The sequence below is a fragment of the Sorangium sp. So ce281 genome, assembly GCF_051527395.1.
Lineage (GTDB): Bacteria > Myxococcota_A > Polyangia > Polyangiales > Polyangiaceae > Sorangium > Sorangium cellulosum_B.
Window position 1 is genome coordinate 1,465,412 of sequence record NZ_CP150322.1, and the last position, 17,433, is coordinate 1,482,844.

Here is a 17,433-nt window from a genome sequence, read left to right on the forward strand (position 1 = left end):
GCCTCGCTCCGGCGAGCGCGGCCGGCAGGCCGCCGTCAGATCATCCCTACCAGCGGTCCTGTGCAGAAGTCCGGGTCGCCGAACGAGTCGGCCTCGACGCCCATCGCGTGGAGCAGCGACAGGAGCAGGTTGTTGTGCGCGACCTCCTTCTGCTGGACGACGTATCGGCCCGTCTTGAAATGACCTCCCGCGCTCCCGGCGACGACATAAGGGATGTTCTTGCGCAGGTGATTGCCGTCCGCGTGCTCGTTGGTCCAGAAGATCACCGTGTTGTCGAAGACCGTGCCGTCGCCCTCCGGCATGCTCTTCAGCTTGGCGATCAGGTACGCGAGCTGCTCGGCGTAGAAGCGGCTGATCCTGGTGAGCCGCTCGCGGTTCACCTGATCGGCGTAGCCGTTGTGCGCCATCGGGTGGTGGCCCTCGGTGATGTCCGGCCCGAGGAAGCTCAGCACCTTGGTCGTCGCGGAGTTCGTGAAGTGCAGGCTCGCGACCCGCGTCAGATCGCAGGCGAGGGACATCGCGATGAGATCCAGCTGGAGCCGGCAGAGCTCCGGCATGCTGGCGACCTTGTCGACGTCGAGATCCGGCGTCAGCGCCGGCGCGGCGCACGCCGGCGAGGTCGGCGCCGAGCCGCGATCGAGGCGCGACGCGATGTCCTCCACCGACGCGAGGTGCCCGTCGAGCTTCAGCCGATCCGCGGCGCCCAGCCGCTTGCGCAGCCGGTCGTAGTCCGAGGCCACCTTGCCGAGCACCGCCCTGCGCTGCTCGGTCTTCCGCGTCGCGTCGGCGGGCGCGACCGACAGGTCGGAGAAGAGCCGGTCGAACGCGGCGTACGGGCTGTTCTCCGGCGGCAGCGGCTGCGCCGGCCCGCGGTACGCGAGGCGCGCGCCCACGGTCGCCCCGTAGACGAGCACGCCGAGCTCGAGCGAGAGGAGCCTGGTCTTCGTGCCGATGTGGTTCGCGATCTCCTGGTCGAGCGAGATGCCGTCGGCCCAGCCGCACGACAGCCCGGCGTCGCCGGGGAAGTCGCCCTCCTGCATCGCGCGCGCGGTCAGGCACTGGCCCGTGCCCTTCTGGTGCGCGTCGCCCGGCCCCGTCAGCGCCGACAGCGCGCTCACGTTGCCGAGGACCAGCAGATCCCTGTTGTGGTCCTTGAGCGGCGCGAGGATGGGCGACAGCTCCTCGCCGTCCTGGAACGTCGAAGACGATGGCCAGAAGTCCGGCGGGACGGTCCCGTTCGGCGTGTAGAGCACGATGAACCGCTTCGGGAACTCGAGCCCGAACGCGGCCCGCCCCGTCTGCTCCGACGCCGGCGCGAGCCGCTTCGAGCAGCCCATCACCTCGAGGAACGGCAGCGCGAGCGCCGCGCCGCCGAGGCCCCTGAGCACGGCGCGGCGGCTGAGTCGGAACGGCTTCATCACGGCTCTCCTCCCGGGGCGCTCTCCGAGGCGCCCCCCACGTTGATCTCGCGCCGGTAGCGGAACGCGTCGGTCTGGGTGAGCGCCACGAGCAGCGCCCTGATGTTGTACCGGGACGCCTCGAACGCCTCCGTCGCCTGCGAGAGGCTGCAGGCGTCCTCGCGCTGCTCGGCGCGGCCATAACCGAAGCGGAACCACTGCTTCACGACGCACGCGCGCACCTGCTCGCTCTCCGCGAGCCGGTGCGCGAGCTCGACCGCCCCGTCGAACGGCCCGTCGATGTCGGTCTGCGTGAGCTCGCCGCTGGCGTCGACCGGGATGCCGTTCTCGGCGTCCCGCCAGCGGCCGAGCGCGTCGTAGTGCTCGAAGCCGAACCCGATCGGGTCGAGCAGCGTGTGGCAGCTCCTGCAGCCCGGGTCGGACACGTGCTGCGAGAACTGCTCGCGCGTCGTCTTCGCCCGGTCGACCATCGGCGGCTCCGGGACCACGTCCGGCGGCGGCGGCGGGATCTGGCAGAGCAGGCTCTGGCGCACGAACCGGCCGCGGTGCACCGGCGAGGACCGGTTCGGCTTCGCGTAGAGCGAGAGCAGCCCGGCGTGCGTCAGGAAGCCGGCGCGCTGCGACGGATCGAGCTCCACCCGCTCGAACGCCTCGCCCTTCGGGCCTCCCTCGACGCCGTAGAGCGCGGCGAGCTCCCGGTTCATCATCGAATAGGGCGCCGTGAACAGCGTGCTCACGCTCGCGTCCTCCTCGAAGATCGCGTGATCCAGGAACGCCTCGGTCTCGGCCTGGAACAGCGGCAGGAGCTCGTCCCGGTACTCGGGGTAGAGCTCCGGGTCCCTCCCGCCCGCGGCGATCTCGCCGATCTTCGAGAGCCCGAGCCACTGGCGGTGGAAGTTCTTCACGGCCTCGCGCGCCCGCGGATCGTCGAGCATGCGCCGCGCCTGCGCCGCGATCTCCGCGGCGGTGCCGAGCGCCCCCTCCTCGGCGGCCGCGAAGAGCGCGTCGTCGGGCATCGTGCCCCAGAGCAGGTACGAGAGCCGCGAGGCGATCTCGTACGAGGTGAGCGGCACGACGTCGCCCTCCACCGGATCCGGCATGCCGAGCTCGACGCGGTAGAGGAAGTGCGGCGACTGGAGCATCGCCTGGACGACGAGCGAGAGGCCGGTCGACGCGTCGTCGGGCGTCTCCCCGAGGCCGAGCCCGCGGTCGAAGAGCGCCGCGAGCTCGGCGACCTCGTCCTCGGCGAGGGGCCGGCGGAACGCCCGCTTGCCGAGCGACGCGATGAGCGCCGCGATCTCGCCGCGGCACGCGGCGCCCGCCGCGGCCCCGCGGCACGAGGGCGCCTGGCCGAGCAGCTTGCCCGCCGCGCGCGCCGCGATGCCCTCGGCGGCGGTCATGTACTGCTCCGCGAGCAGCGGGCTCACCACGAGCGCCGCCGCCTGGTTGTTGAAGCCGAGCGACTCCTCCTCGGGCACGAAGCCCCTCGCAGGGCGGCTGTCGTCGCCGAGGAGATCGAGTATCGTATTGTCGTACTCCACCCGTGTCATGCGGCGGAGCGGCGACTCGCCTGGCTCGATGGAGGCGCAGAGCGGCGCCGTCTCCTCGCCGTCGTCGCCGTCGTCGCCGTCGTTCGCGGGGAGATCGCCGAACTGCCCTGAGCAGGAGGCGAGGAGGAGCAAGCCGATGGGCCAGCGGAGAGCTCTTGGTTCAGCCATGGTGCCTCGTCGGCGAGCGCGAGCAGGGCACGGCGCGTTCCCCTCCGTGCAGCGTGCGCGGCGCGGCCGTGTGCGTGGCGCGCCATCTCGCCATCTTCAAGGAGCGTATGGCAAACCGTCGCTCCCGGATAGGAGCCGCGCTCGGAGCGGCCGAATCAAGTGGGAGCGCGGGGCCGATGTGATCATCCCGTGTGCGCGTGTCTTACGGCGTTGCCGCGGACTCCGACCTTCGAAGGCGGCTCGACCCGCGGTGTACGGAGCGACTATGCTCGCGCCCGATGCAAAGGCGAACGCTCGCCTGTCCTATCTCTCCTCTCTCTCCTCGGGCGCCGCGGCGCCGCGCGCGCCGCTCTCCTGCGGCCGCGCTGCTCGGCGCGGCGCTCTCGGCGCTGTCGATGCTGCTCGCGCTCCTTTCGCCAGGCTCGGCGCTCGCCGATCCCGGCGCGGCGTCCAGCGCCGAGCGCGCCGAGCGCGCCGAGCGCGACGAAGGCGCCCGCCCCCCCGCCGCGGGGACCGCGCTCTTCAGCGCGGGTGTCGATCTCGAGATCGCGGGTCGTACGCTGTCCTATAGCGATCTGCTCTCCGACAACCTCCGCACCTACGAGGTGCTGGGCGTGCCCATGCCGTCGCTTCGGGGCGAGCTGTACCCGTTCGCGCGAAGCGCCGTCCCGGTGCTCCGCGATCTCGGCGTCGAGCTCTCGTACGCTCGCGCGCTCGGCCTCGACTCGGAGGGCGCCGGCGGAGCGAGCGTATCGACCTCGTGGAGCCGGCTCCACGCCGGCCTCCGGGGCCGTTACCGCCTCGCCGGGCAGGACGGGCCGGTCCTGTTCGCGGGCGGCGGACTCCGGTGGACCGACTTCGATATCGAGTCGACGGGCGACCCCTCGCGCGACGCCGCGTCGGTGTCCTACGTCGCCTTGCGCGTCGGGGTGGACGGGCGATTGCCAGTCGGCCCGGTCGCGCTGGAGGCCGGGGGAGGGGTTCAGGCGCCCCTCTCGATGGGAGCCCTCGCGTCTCATTTCCGCGCGCCGAGCGCCGGAGGCGTCGATTTCCGCGTCGCGGTCGCCGCCCCGTTCGCGCCGGGGCTCGAGGCGCGCGCCGGCGTGTCGTACGCGCGGTTCTTCTACGATTTCGACTCCGAGCCAGAGGACACGTACATCGCGGGCGGGGCGCTCGACCAGCTCTTCAGCGTTCACCTGGGGGTGGCTTATCATGGGGAGTGAGGCGCGCTCAGCGCGCGCGGCGCGCGCCGGGTCTACCCGTCTCCGCGGGCGCTTCACGGCGGCGGCGACGGCGGCGGCGCTCGCCGCGCCGGCCTTGCCGCTGCTCGCGGGGTGTCCGGGGACGATCGACGACCAGGAGCGGTTCGACCGGCGGGACCGCGACCCGCAGGCCGCGTGCGCCGACGTGCCCGCGGTGTTCGCCGAGCGGTGCGGCGGCGCGAGCTGCCACGGGCCGGGCGAGCCCGCGGCCGGCCTCGACCTCGTCACGCTCGGCGTCGGCGATCGGGTCGCCGGCCGCCCGGCCACAAACTGCGCCGGCGTGCTCGCCGACCCCGATCGGCCGGAGGAGAGCGCGCTCTACGTGCGGCTCACCGACGCGCCCTCGTGCGGCGCGCGCATGCCGCTCGGCGGGGCCCCGTACTCGTCCGAGGAGATCGCGTGTGTCGCCGCCTGGATCGCGGAGCTCAAGCCGGCCGTGTGCAGCGGCCTCGACTGCGGCTGTCCCGGGTGCGTGTGCGCGCCCGGCGCGCAGGAGGCGTGCTACACGGGCCCGGAGGGGACGCGCGACGTCGGGCGCTGCGCGGCCGGCACGCGCGCCTGCAACGCGGAGGGCACGTCGTGGGGCCCGTGCATGGGGGAGGTCCTGCCCGCGTTCGACGCGTGCGACACGCCCGACGACGAGGACTGCGACGGCGCGGCGCCCGCCTGCGAGGACGTGTGGAGCCGCGGCTTCGGCGACGCGAACGGCCAGTACGCCCGAGCCGCCGCGTTCGACGCGGACGGCAACGTGTTCGTGGCCGGCCAGCTGGAGGGGACCGTCGATCTCGGCGGCGGCCCGCTCACGGCCACCGGCACGGACGCCTTCGTGGCGAAGTTCGACAGGTTCGGCGCGCACGTCTGGAGCAAGCTGTTCCCGGGCGACGGCAACCAGTTCGCGATGGCGCTCGCGGTCGACGCGGCGGGCAGCGTCCTCGTGGCGGGCCGCGCATTCGGCCGCGTCGATCTCGGCGGCGGCGAGCTCGCGTCGCGCGGGAGCGACGACGTCTTCGTCGTCAAGCTGGGCGGCGGCGGCGAGCACATCTGGAGCAGGATCTTCGGCGGATCCGGCGCGGAGCGCTGCGACCGCATCGCCGTCGACGCGGCGGGCGACGTCCTCGTGGCGGGCGGCTACCACGGCGCCGTCGACTTCGGCGCCGGCGAGCTCACGAGCGCGGGCATGCGCGACGCCTTCGTGCTGCGCCTCGCCTCGGACGACGGCCGGACGCTCCTCGCCATGCGCGCCGGCGGCGAAGGCGACGACTACGCCCACGGGATCGCGGTCGACGCCGACGGCAACCTGCTCGTCGCGGGGTATTTCGAGGGATCCATCGATCTCGGCGGCGCGCAGCTCGAGAGCGCCGGCCTCTCCGACATCTTCCTCGCCAAGCTCCGCCCTTCCGGTGACCACGTCTGGAGCGCCCGGTTCGGCGGCGCCGAGGCGGACGAGGCCCACGACGTCGCGGTCCACCAGGCGACGGGCGACGTGGCGCTCACGGGCACGTTCGCGTCGACCATCGACCTCGGCGGCGGTCCGCTGGTGAGCGCCGGCGGGCGGGATCTGTTCGTCGCCAGGCTCTCCGGCGCCGGAGCGCACCTCATGAGCCGGCGCTTCGGCGACGCCGAGGACCAGCTGCTCACCGATTTCGAGACCGGGGCGCGCGCGAGCGTCGCGGTGGACTCCGCCGGCAATCTCCTGCTCGCGGGGCCGCTGTTCGGCTCGGCGGATTTCGGCGGAGGGCCGCTGGCGAGCCGAGGCAAGACCGATGTCTACCTGGCCAAGCTCGGCGCCTCGGGCGCTCACGTGTTCAGCAAGCTGTTCGGCGACGTCCAGACGCAGGTCGGCCTCGACGTGGCGGCGGGCTCAGGCGCGAGCGTGCTGATCGCCGGCCGCTTCTACGGCGCCATCAACTTCGGTCAAGGGGCGCTCTCGAGCGCAGGCCAGGGCGACGCGTTCGTCGCGAAGCTCTCTTTGTAAATACCGTTCCCATTGCAAATGTCGCGCTCGGCAGCGATGCGCGCTGTTTGCCCACCTCGTCTGCCGAGGTCACCTGGGGCGCGTGGCAAGTTGCCTCGATGGGGCGGAATGGCTGTTCGTTCATCGCTCGTCTGGGCACGTCGCTCCCATTCCTTGCCTCGTTTCCAGCCTTCTCGGAGTGGCATGTTCTCTGCTCGAAGCCGCTCGACCGCGCGGCGAAATGCTCCGCTGATTGGAGGATTTCCGTCGAGCCGAGCGGGCGAGTCCGAAGGAGCAGAGGTATGCGCGTCCTGCTTATCACCAAGATTTTCCCGAACGCGATGAACCCGGGACAGGCGCCGTTCAACCGGCGGCAGTTCGCCGCGCTCTCGAGGTATTGCGACATCGACGTCTTCGCGACGATCCCCTGGTTTCCGGGGGCTTCCAGGTTCTCCCGGTGGTCCATGTCGAGCGACGCGCCTCGCGAGGACGTGATCGATGGATTGCCGGTGCGCCACCCGCGATTCCTCTATGTGCCCAAGGTGGCGCCCTATCTCAATGGCCCGCTCTACGCGGCGTCCATGCTCGTCGAGCTGGCGCGCCGCCGCCCGGCGCCGGACGTCATCGTCGGCTCGTTCGCCTATCCGGACGGATTCGCCGCCGTGTGCCTCGCGGAGCTGCTCGGCGTCCCGGCGGTCGTCAAGGTGCACGGCTCGGATGTCGATGTGCTCTCGCAGCAAGCGGCGGTCAGGCCCTCGCTCGAGTGGGGTCTCCAGCGCGCGACCCGCGTCGTCGCCGTGAGCAAGCAGCTGGCCGAGGGGGTGCACGCGCTCGGCGTCCCCCGCGACCGCATCGATGTCGTCATGAACGGCGTCGATCGCAGCATGTTCTACCCGCGCGACCGGCGCGAGGCCCGCGCCGCCCTGGGCCGCCCTGCGGAGCGCCGGCTGCTGCTCTACGTCGGCCACCTGCTCCGCGACAAGGGCGCGCTCGACGCGATCGCCGCCTTCGAGCGCATCGCCGCCGCGCACCCCGACGTCGACCTCGCGCTGGTCGGGAGCGGCGCGGACGAGCAGGCCTGCAGGTCGGCGGCGGAGCGGCTCGGCGGGCGCGTCCTGATGACCGGTCGCCTGCCGCACCACGAGGTGGCGCGCTGGGTCGCCGCCTGCGATGCGCTCGTCCTGCCGAGCCATCACGAGGGCACGCCCAACGTCGTGATCGAGTCGATCGCGTCGGGCCGCCGGGTGGTCGCGACGCGGGTCGGGGGCATCCCCGACGTGATCCGCCGCCCCGAGCTCGGCGAGCTCGTCTCGCCCGGCGATCTCCCCGCCCTGGCCGGCGCCATGGCGCGCGCGGCGCACGCGCCCTACGATCCCGAGCGGATCGTGACGCTCGCCGGGTGCAAGGGGTGGGACGAGAGCGCTCGCGCGCTCCACGACACGCTCGTCCTGGCGCGGAGCGAGCGGCGCTCGCCAGCGCCCGCGCCGCTGCGCGTGCCCGTGTTCGACAAGGGCCCCGCGCTCCAGGCGGACGCGCACCCCCCTGCGTCCGTGCGACGGGCGCCGCCCCCCTCGCGGCGTTTCCCCGACGGCGCGCAGCTCGGGGTCGGCCAGGCCTGAAGGGCCGCGCGGGGCGCATCTTCGTGCGCTGCGGGCTCATCCGCGTCGTTCGGCTCGCTGCGGCGTACTTTCGTACGCCTCACTCGCCTGCCTAGCGGCTGAGCCCGCAGCGCACGAATCTGCACCCCGCGCTCTAGTACTACAGCCGCACTTGGTCCGAGGTGCGGCTGTAGGCGATCAAAATCGCCGAGAAATCCGTGTCCGTCCGCCCGTCTACAGCCGCAGATGGGCCGCAAGTACGGCTGTAGTACTAGGCCACGGGCACGGCCTTTTCTGGCCGCAGGCGAACGGTGGGGCCGGGATCCGGGGGCGGCGGCTCGGCGCGCGGCATCGCGGCGCGCGCCGTCCAGAAGCTCCTTGCGTCGTCCGGCGTCCACGCCGGCGCCGGCTCGCATGCGTCGAGCGCGGCGAGCAGCTCGCGCGCGCTCTGGTAACGGTCGCCTGGCCGCTTGGCGAGGCACCGCATCACCACCTCTTCCAGCTCCGACGACAGCGGCCAGGGCGCGCGCAGCGACGGCGGGATCGGCGGCATCGTCAGGTGCGAGTAGACGAGCTTGCCGAAGCTCCGGCCGTCGAAGGGGGCCACGCCCGTCAGCAGGTAATAGAGCGTGACCCCGAGCGAGTAGATGTCGCTCCGGGCGTCCACGGCGCCGGCCGAGATCATCTCCGGGGACATGTACGTCGGCGTTCCCTTGATCACGCCGACGTCCGTCATGCTCGCGTCTCCCTCCAGGCTCACCTGCTTCGCGATCCCGAAGTCGAGCACCTTGAGCACGTCCTGCTCGTCCCCCACGCGCGTGATGTAGAGGTTGTGGGGCTTGATGTCGCGGTGGATGACGCCCGCGTCGTGCGCCTCCGCCAGCGAGAGGCAGGCCTGCCGCGCGAAGTGGACGACCCGGGAGGGCGGCATCGGGCCGTGATCGCGCACGAGGGTGGCCAGGTCGGCGCCGGCCAGGTGCTCCATCGCGATGTAGAAGATGCCGTCGCTGCTCGCCCCGAAATCGAAGATCCGGATGGTGTGCGGCGACGTGAGCCGGCTCGTCGCGCGCGCCTCGCGCTCGAAGCTGCGCACGTCGCCCTCGGACTTGCTCTCGCTGCGGAGCAGCTTCAGCGCCACGTCGCGGCGCAGCGACTCGTCCCAGGCGAGCCACACCTCGTTCTGCCCGCCCCGGCCGACCGGCGCCACGAGCCGGTAGCGGCCGAGCTTGCGGGCCTCGTAGACCTGCTGGCGCGCCGACCAGAGGCCGTGGCTCGCCGCCGACACAAGGATCGCGGTGGCGAGCACGAAGATGTAGTTGCAGGCGAAGATCACGAGCGACCGCGGCGACGCCCACTGCGCCGCGAGCGCCGGGTCGAGGGACGCCCCCGCGCCCATGATGATGGGGAAGCTGAGCGCCACCGGGATCGTCATCCGGAGCGATCGCGAGAAGTGCGTGGGCAGGATCGTCGCGTCGACGAGCATCACGATCGACAGCCCGTGCATGTAGTTCCAGGTCAGATCCCCGAACTCCAGCGCCATCACGGAGATGAGCCCCCCCGTGCTCCAGACCGCGAAGACGTGCGCCGCGTCGAGGAGCTCGGCCGAGGTCTGCTCGCGCCGGGCGAGGAGGTACAGCCAGAGCAGGATGACCTCGCCGAGCAGCCGGTAGAGCAGCAGCCGGGCGACCGAGGCGCTCGGAAACACCGCGAGCACCACGAACACATCGAGCGCCGCGAACGTGGGCCAGGTCACGAGCGCCGTGGGGAGGCCCCGCGCCATCGCGCGGCGCTCGTCCGCCGAGCTGGCGCTTCGAGGTCCCTGGGATCCCGTCGAATGGAAGCTGCTCGAGGCGGTCATGGTGCGGCGCGGGCCGTATCGCAGGCCATTGGAGCCCTGCGCCGGCGCGGAGTCAAAGCGCACGTCGCCCGTCTGGAGGAGCGAGAAATGACGCAACGCACGTGTCGCACGCACCATGCGCATCGTACGCATCGCACACGTCGTACGCGCTGCCCACGTGGTACGCGTCGCCGCGCGGCGCGAGCGCGCACCGTCGGAAGGCGCGCACCGTCGGAAGGCGCGCGCCTCCGGGGTTCCGCCGGCGGGGCGTCCGTTGTAGACGCGCTCCGCGCCCGCTCCGAGATCCCCGCAATGGCGGCGATCTCGCGGCGATCCGCGGGGAAATGGGATGAAGATGAAGCAGAGACGTGCGCTCGTGATCATCGATGTCCAGAATGGCGTGCTCGCCGGGGAGGCTCCCGTGCAGGGGGCGAGCGGCCTGCTCGCGAGAATCGCAGCGCTCCTCTCGCGCGCCCGCGATCGCGGCGTGCCGGTGATCTTCGTGCAGGACGACGAGGTGGGCGAGGTGGGCTCGGCCGCGTGGGACATCCACCCAGAGGTCGCGCCGGCGGGCGGCGAGGCGCGGGTGCGCAAGCTCGCCTGCGACGCGTTCTTCGAGACCGATCTCGCCGAGCGCCTCGAGCAGCTCGGCGTCGAGCACCTCATCATCGCGGGCTGCAAGACGGAGTTCTGCGTGGACACGACCTGCCGGCGCGCGGTGACCCTCGGCTTCGACGTGACGCTCGCCGCGGACGCGCACGGCACCTCGGAGAGCCCGGCGCTCGCGGCGGCGGCGATCGTCGCGCACCACAACCGGCTGCTGGATGGCTTCGGCGTCATGATGGCGGGGCGCCCGCGCGAGATCCGCGCCGTCCCGAGCCAGCAGATCGAGCTCTGACGGCCCGTGGCGAAGATCGGCTACTACGTCCACGGGCGCGGGCGCGGGCACGCGAGCCGCGCGCTCCCGATCGCGGCAGCCCTCCGCGAGCGCGGCCACGAGCTCCGGATCTACGGCGGCGGCCAGGCGGCGGACCTGCTCGGCGCGCTCCCGGAGCACCGCCTCGTGCGGCCGATCCGCCGCGGGCTCGCGGGCGTGATCGAGCTCCCGCGCCGCCTGGCGAAGGAGATCGTCGAGCAGGCGGGCTTCCGGCCCGACGCCATCGTGAGCGACGGCGACGTCCCGTCGCTGCTCGCCGCGCGCGCGCTCGGGATCCCCGCCGTCGCGCTCGGCCACGATCTCGTCTTCTCGCGCTGCCGCCTGCCCGAGGGGCTGCCGAGGCTGCGGGTGCTCGCGTGCCGGCGCACGACCTGGGCCTCCAGCCGGGCGCGCCGCGCGGTCGCCGTCCACTTCCTGCCGATCGAGCCGGAGACGCCGGGCACCCTCGTCGCGCGGCCCGAGCGCCGGCTCGCCCCCGCGCGCGCCGGCGAGCCCGGGGCCGTCGTCTGCTACTTCAGCGAGTGCGACGCGCGCCGCGTGCTCGAGCTCGTCGCGCGCGACGGCCGGCGCGTCATCGCGTTCGGCGACCCGGGCATCGACGTGCCCGGCGTCGAGGCGCGCCCCTTCGATCCGGGCGCGTTCCTCGGTCACCTCGAGGGCGCGTCGGCGGTCGTGACCACCGCCGGCAGCAACGTCCTCGCCGAGTGCGTGCTCGCCGGCAAGCCCGTGCTCGCGCTCTACGACGACCGCCACGACGAGCAGACGCTCAACGCGCTCCTCGCCGAGCGGGCCGGCGTCGCCGTCGCGAGCTCGCTCGCGGCGCTCTCGCCGGGCGTCGTGGCGCGCTTCTTCGATCGCTGCCGCGCCGCCGACTTCGCTCGCATCGACCTGGAGCGCGCGCTGCCGAGCGCGCCTTCCGCCATGCTCACCCTGCTGGAGGAGGCGTGCGCGGGCGCCTCGTGACGAGGTGCATCGCGACGTTCGCACCTCGCACCGTGGCCGAAGTCGACACAAGCGGCATGAGGTTTGCTAATTACGCCCACCGCCGACAGGCCCATCGGCCGACGAGGAATGGCTGCTGTGCCGAGCAGCAGGCAGCGCTCGCGGCCGCAGCGCGACACGGCTGTCGCGGGCGCGACACGAATGCCCTACCGCCCGTCACGCTGCGCGCCTCGGTCGGTCATCGACCACGGTTCGCGCCGCTTCTCCAGGAGCAACGAAGATGACGATGGATGCAATTCTGCCGCTCAGCGACCACCGGAGCGATCGCGCGCCGCACGAGGCGATCGCGCCGGCGCGTCCCACGCCGTCGACGGGACCCGCGCGGGGAGGGCTCTCCTCCGTCAGGGTACAAGCGGCCATTCCAGAGAATCCCTTCGCTGCCCTCTCCGGCGCCAACGGGCGGCCGCTCAAGGTCGCCATCCTCAGCGATTTCACGCGCATTCCTTACGCGAATGGCGCGGTCTTCCAGACGCGGGCCCTGTATCGCGCGCTCAACACCTGTGGTCACCAGGCAACACTGATCGGACCTCGGGATCCGGATGCCTCGGCCGACGAGATCCCTCCCGGCACCGTCGCCTTGCCCAGCCTGCCGCTGCGCACCTACCCGGGGGTGCACCTGCCCATCCCCGTGGGATCCTCGGTGCTCGATCCGATGCGGTGGGATTTTGACATCTGCTTTGCGCAGACCACGACCCTGCTCGTCGAGTTCGGCATCTGGCTGCGCAAGATGCGCGGCATCCCGCTGCTCTGCGTGAACACGACGCACCTCGCGGCCGCGTACGACGTGCTCCTGCCGGAGCGGGTCTCCCGGATCGGCGCGGTCCACACGGTGCTCCACAAGACGCTCCGCGCGCCGATGGAGCGGCTCTTCGTGGACCTATACAACCAGGGAGACGGCCTCGTCGTGCTGAGCGAGGGCCTGCGCGATTACTGGCGCGAACGGGGCGTGACGGTGCCCATCCACGTCATCCCGCGGATGGTCCCCGAGGACGTGTTCGAGCGCCCGCTCGGCCCCGACCCCTACGTGCAGCTGCTCGAGGAGCGCGGGCTCGACCCGCGCGGCCCCCGCCTCGTCTGCGCGGGCCGCCACACCCGGGAGAAGTCGCAGCACCGGCTGATCCGCATCTTCGCCGAGCACATCGCCCCGCACGAGCCGCAGGCGACGCTCACGCTCGTCGGCGACGGGCCGGACAGCGTGGCGTACGCGGCGCTCGCGCGCGAGCTGGGCGTCGCGCGCCGGGTCATCTTCACGGGCGAGGTGCCGTACAGCCAGATCTCGGACTACTACCGGCACGCGAACCTCTTCCTGCACGCCTCGCTGAGCGAGACGTTCGGAAACGTGCTCAGCGAGGCGCTCTGGTGCGGCTCCCCGACGGTCGCGTTCGCCGACGGCATGGGCGTGAGCTCGCAGATCCAGAGCGGCCACAACGGCCTGCTCATCGACCCGGGCCGCGGGCCGATCGCCGAGGAGAGCGCGAACGCCGCGTTCGGCAAGGCCGTGCTCGCGCTCACGCGCGATCCGCTCGCCGCCGCGCGGCTCGGGAGCGCGGCCTCGCAGCGGGCGCGCGAGCGGTCCTCGCCCCTCGTCGTGCAGCGGATGCTCGCGAACGCGTTCGCGCACGCGCGCGAGCACGCGAGGCAATCCAACCTGCGCCCGCTCGTCGACGGGCCGAAGGCGCTCCAGTGGCTGGAGACTTTCCGGCACTTCCGCACCTGGATGGGCTTCACCGGCGGCCTCTTCGCGTTCGGCCACCTGCGCCCCGCGGCGGCGCCGCGGCCCAAGGGTATCCAGCCGTCGTTCTGCGCCTAGCGCGCGTGGTAAGACCGGCCCGAAGCCGGCCCGCACGCGGCCGCTTCGAGGTGTTCCCGGTTTCGAGGTGTCCTTCGAATGCTCCTCAGGATGATCGGTGCGCTCGTCGATATCAGCGGGCGCCGTCCCTGGCTCGTCATCGCGCTCGCCCTCCTCTCCATGGCAGGGCTGTGGGGGTACGCGTCGCGGCTCGAGCTGCGCACGGAGCTCCGGGAGCTCTTGCCGCGCGACAGCCCGGCGTTCCAGGCCTACGAGCGTCAGGCCCAGCGCGTGGACGGCGGAGCGCAGCTCATCGTCATCGCCGAGTCGCCGGATCGCGGCGCGAACGAGCGGTTCATCGACGCGCTCGCGGAGCAGCTGAACGAGCCGCTCCGGAAGCGCGCGGCCTGCGCCGCGGCGTGCGGCGACGACGCCTGCCGGGCGGCGTGCGGGCCGCCGGCGCTCATCCGCTACGTGGAGTCCGGCACGAAGGAGGTCCGCAGCTTCTTCGACGCGAACAAGTGGCTCTACGCGAGCGTCCGCGAGCTCGAGGCGGCGGACGAGGCGATCGAGCTGGAGCTCGCGCTGCGGAGCGGCCTCATCGAGGATCTGGAGGCCTCCGGGGCGCCCGGCGGTGACGCGGGCGCGGCGGGCGCGGCGGCGACGCCGGCGCCGGCCCAAAAGGGGCTGTCGCTCGACGAGACCTGGCAGGAGCTCCAGCGGCGCCTGAAGAAGATCGACGAGTTTCCGAGCGGCTACTTCGCCACGCCCGACGGGCGCATGGTCGCGCTCCGCATCGTCTCGCGCAGCGCCGGGATGGGCGATCGCCGCGCGGCGGAGCTCCTCGACCAGGTGACCGCGCTCGTCTCGCGCCTCGATCCTGCGGCGTTCCACCCGGCCATGCAGGTCGGGTACGCGGGCGACATCCCGAACGCCATCGCCGAGCAGAAGTCGCTCGTGAGCGAGGCGGTGTGGGCCACCGCCATCGCGCTCGTGCTGATCGTCGGCGGCGTGATGATCTACTACCGCTCGCCCTGGTCGCTCGTGGTGATCCTGCTCCCCACGGCCTTCGGCGCCAGCGCGGGGTACGCGTTCGCGACCCTGACCTACGGCTACGTCAACACGGTCGGCGCCTTCCTCGGGGCGATCATCGTCGGCAACGGGGTCAATTACCCGATCGTGCTCCTGTCGAGGTACCGCGACTTCCGCGCGCGCGGCATGCCCGCGGACGACGCGCGGCGCGAGGCGGTCATCAACGCGTTCCGCGCCGAGCTCGTCGGGGCGAGTGTGGCGGCGATCGCCTACGGATCGCTCACGATCACGCACTTCCGCGGGTTCAACCAGTTCGGCGCGATCGGCTTCGTCGGGATATTCATGGTGTGGGCGTCCATCGTGCCGCTCGTGCCCGCGACGCTCGTCGCGATCGAGCGCATCCAGGCGAGGCTCCCTCGCTGGATGCGCGATCCGGCGCCGCGCGTCTCGGACGAGGGCACCGCGGGGCCCGGCGCGCGGGCGCTCGCGCGCGTGACGTCGCGGTGGCCGCTCGCGTTCCTCGCGTTCGCGCCGGTCATCGTCGCGCTCGCCGCGTGGAAGCTCCCCGCGTACATCCGGGATCCCTGGGAGTACAACTTCGCGCGCCTCGGCTCGAAGAGCTCGCGGGCGAAGGGCGCGGGGAGCTGGTCGCTCAAGGCGTCCGAGGTCTTCGGCGGGAAGATGAACGTCGCCGGCGCGATGATGCTCGCCGACACCCCCGAGCAGGTGCCTGCCATCAAGGCGCAGATCCTGGCGAACGACGCGAAGGATCCGCAGGGCCAGCTCGTGGCCGACGTCGCGACGATCGCCGACGCCCTCCCCGGCACGGCCGAGGAGCAGCAGCGGAAGATCGAGATCCTGGAGCGCATCCGGGACCGGCTGACCCCGCGGGTGCTGAAGGCCTTGCGCCCCGAGGAGCGGGAGCGCGTCCTCAGCATGAAGCCGCCGGAGACGCTCCACGTCATCGGCCCGAAGGACCTGCCCGACCTCATCCGCCGCAGGTTCGAGGAGAACAACGGCGTCGTGGGGACGGTGTTCTACGTGAAGTACAAGAACAACGTCTCGTTCTCGAACGGCAGGAACCTCCTGCGGATGGCCGACACGACCGGCAACGTGGTCCTCCCTGACGGCACCCACGTCGTCACGGCGAGCCGGCCGACGGTCTTCGCCGAGATGATCCGGTCGATGGAGCGCGACGGCCCGCTGGCGACGGCGGCCTCGTTCCTCGCGGTCACGATCGTCGTGGTGCTCGCGACGGGCAGCGTCGCGGGCGCGCTCGCGGTCCTCCTGGCCCTCGTGCTCGGCGTGCTCGCGACGGCCACTGCCATGGCGGCGCTCGACGTCAAGATCAACTTCCTGAACTTCATCGCGCTCCCGATCACGTTCGGCATCGGCTGCGAGTACCCCTTCAACGTCTTCGATCGCGCGCGGCTGCTCGGCGGCGACGTGTCGCTCGCGCTCAAGCGCTCGGCCGGCCCCGTGGCCCTCTGCAGCTACACGACCGTGCTGGGCTACGGGTCGCTCGTCTTCGCCGACAACCAGGCGCTGAACTCGTTCGGCTGGGTCGCGGTCAGCGGCGAGGTGGCGTGCGTCGCGTGCGCGCTCCTGTTCCTCCCGGCGCTGCTCCACATCATGAACCGCTCGGCGCGGATGCGGCGCTCGTGGAAGGGCGGCCTCCTCCTGCGCGGGAGCAACCAGTCGTGAAGATCCTCGACGTCGCGGAGTTCTTCTCGTCCCGCGGGGGCGGCGTGCGGTCGTACCTGGAGGAGCTCGTGCGCCAGGGGAGCCGGCGCGGCCACGAGATCGTCGTCGTGGCGCCCGGGCCGCGCGACGAGGTGGTGCCGCTCGAGGGGGGCCGCATCGTGCGGGTGGCCGGCCCGCCGATGCCGTACGACCCGACCTACCACGCGCTCCTCCGGCTCGGCGCGGCGCGGGCGATCATCCGCCGCGAGGCGCCGGACGTGGTGCAGGCGAGCGCGCCGTACACGGCCGCGCTCGTCGCGGCGAGCGCCCGCGAGGTCCCGCTCCGCACGCTCGTGTACCACTCGGATCAGATCAGCACCTACGCGGCGCCGCTGCTCGACCGGGTGCGCCCGCGCGCGGTCGCCCGGGCGCTCGAGGGCGCCCTGTTCGCCTGGCCGCGCGCGCTGTCGCGGCGGTTCGACGCGACGATCGCGCCCGGGACGTTCATCGCGGAGCAGCTCCGCCGCCACGGCTGCGAGCGCGTCCACCGCGTCACCTTCGGCGTGAAGCGCGGCGACTTCGACCCCTCCCGCGCGGACGCGGCGCTGCGCCGCAGCCTGCTCGGCCGGTTCGCCGACGAGCCGTCGGCCGCGCTGCTCCTCGTCGCGTGCCGGCTCGCCGTCGAGAAGCGGGTGGCGCTCGTGATCGACGCCGCGCGAGAGCTCGCGGCGCGGCGCCCGGTCGCCCTCGCGGTGCTGGGCGACGGGCCCGAGCGGGCGCGGCTCGAGCGCCGCGCGGCCGCCCTTCCGCAGGTGACCTTCCTCGGCTTCGCCAAGGACCGCGCCACCTACGCCGCGCTGCACGCCAGCGCCGACGTCTTCGTCCACGGGGGCGCCGCCGAGACGTTCGGCTTCGTGCTGGGCGAGGCGCTGTGCTCGGGCCTGCCGCTCGTCGTCCCGGCCGCCGGCGCCGCGCTGGATTTCGTGCAGCCCGGCGCCGCCGAGGTGTACGCGCCGCGCGCGTCGCCGGGCGAGGTGGCCGCCGCGATCGAGCGGGTGCTCGCGCGCCCGCGGGAGGAGCGCGTCGCGGCGGCGCGGGCCGCGGGGGAGCGGCTGCCCACGAGCGACGAGCACTTCGAAGCGCTGTTCGCGCTCTACGCGGACCTGCTCGAGCGCGGGGTGCGCGGCGACGGCTGACGTCGTG

Annotated in this window: 11 protein-coding genes; 8 read left to right on the plus strand and 3 right to left on the minus strand. The window is 72.7% G+C overall.

Annotation, left to right across the window (positions count from 1 at the left end):
• Window positions 1–35 precede the first annotated feature (35 nt).
• Both WMF27_RS05445 and WMF27_RS05450 read right to left on the minus strand, forming a co-directional pair.
• Window positions 36–1,418: a DUF1552 domain-containing protein gene (locus tag WMF27_RS05445; protein ID WP_437761310.1), complete on the minus strand. Its 1,383-nt coding sequence runs from the start codon at window positions 1,416–1,418 to the stop codon at window positions 36–38.
• A complete protein-coding gene (locus tag WMF27_RS05450) occupies window positions 1,418–3,136 on the minus strand; it encodes a DUF1592 domain-containing protein (protein ID WP_437761309.1) in 1,719 nt (572 codons plus the stop codon). Before WMF27_RS05450 ends, WMF27_RS05445 begins: the two co-directional genes overlap by 1 nt.
• Window positions 3,137–3,414: 278 nt before the next feature.
• On the opposite strand from WMF27_RS05450, the gene WMF27_RS05455 reads away from it, so the two are divergent.
• From WMF27_RS05455 to WMF27_RS05465, 3 genes are all read left to right on the plus strand, one after another.
• Window positions 3,415–4,359: a hypothetical protein gene (locus WMF27_RS05455; RefSeq protein ID WP_437761308.1), complete on the plus strand. Its 945-nt coding sequence runs from the start codon at window positions 3,415–3,417 to the stop codon at window positions 4,357–4,359.
• A complete protein-coding gene (locus tag WMF27_RS05460; protein ID WP_437761307.1) occupies window positions 4,349–6,373 on the plus strand; it encodes a nucleotide-binding protein in 2,025 nt (674 codons plus the stop codon). Before WMF27_RS05455 ends, WMF27_RS05460 begins: the two co-directional genes overlap by 11 nt.
• 281 nt (window positions 6,374–6,654) lie before the next feature.
• The gene (locus WMF27_RS05465) at window positions 6,655–7,971 is read left to right on the plus strand and encodes a glycosyltransferase family 4 protein (RefSeq protein WP_437761306.1); all 1,317 of its coding nucleotides are present in this window, start codon (window positions 6,655–6,657) and stop codon (window positions 7,969–7,971) included.
• Window positions 7,972–8,221: 250 nt separating this feature from the next.
• Here WMF27_RS05465 and WMF27_RS05470 read toward each other — a convergent pair whose 3' ends face one another.
• Window positions 8,222–9,730, minus strand: a complete 1,509-nt coding sequence (locus WMF27_RS05470; RefSeq protein WP_437761305.1) for a serine/threonine-protein kinase — start codon at window positions 9,728–9,730, stop codon at window positions 8,222–8,224.
• A gap of 412 nt (window positions 9,731–10,142) precedes the next feature.
• Here WMF27_RS05470 and WMF27_RS05475 point away from each other — a divergent pair, with 412 nt between their 5' ends.
• From WMF27_RS05475 to WMF27_RS05495, 5 genes are all read left to right on the plus strand, one after another.
• Complete coding sequence (locus tag WMF27_RS05475; protein WP_437761304.1) at window positions 10,143–10,685, plus strand: cysteine hydrolase family protein; 543 nt, start codon at window positions 10,143–10,145, stop codon at window positions 10,683–10,685.
• A 6-nt stretch (window positions 10,686–10,691) separates the two neighbouring features.
• Window positions 10,692–11,687: a glycosyltransferase family protein gene (locus WMF27_RS05480; protein ID WP_437761303.1), complete on the plus strand. Its 996-nt coding sequence runs from the start codon at window positions 10,692–10,694 to the stop codon at window positions 11,685–11,687.
• Between the two features lie 259 nt (window positions 11,688–11,946).
• On the plus strand, window positions 11,947–13,536 hold the full coding sequence (locus WMF27_RS05485; protein WP_437761302.1) for a glycosyltransferase family 4 protein: 1,590 nt from the start codon (window positions 11,947–11,949) through the stop codon (window positions 13,534–13,536).
• Between the two features lie 78 nt (window positions 13,537–13,614).
• Window positions 13,615–16,251 carry an MMPL family transporter gene (locus tag WMF27_RS05490; RefSeq protein ID WP_437761301.1) on the plus strand — a complete coding sequence of 879 codons (2,637 nt, stop codon included), beginning with the start codon at window positions 13,615–13,617 and terminating at the stop codon, window positions 16,249–16,251.
• Window positions 16,248–17,426 carry a glycosyltransferase family 4 protein gene (locus WMF27_RS05495; protein ID WP_437761300.1) on the plus strand — a complete coding sequence of 393 codons (1,179 nt, stop codon included), beginning with the start codon at window positions 16,248–16,250 and terminating at the stop codon, window positions 17,424–17,426. The genes WMF27_RS05490 and WMF27_RS05495 overlap by 4 nt, the downstream gene beginning before the upstream one ends.
• Window positions 17,427–17,433: the final 7 nt, after the last annotated feature.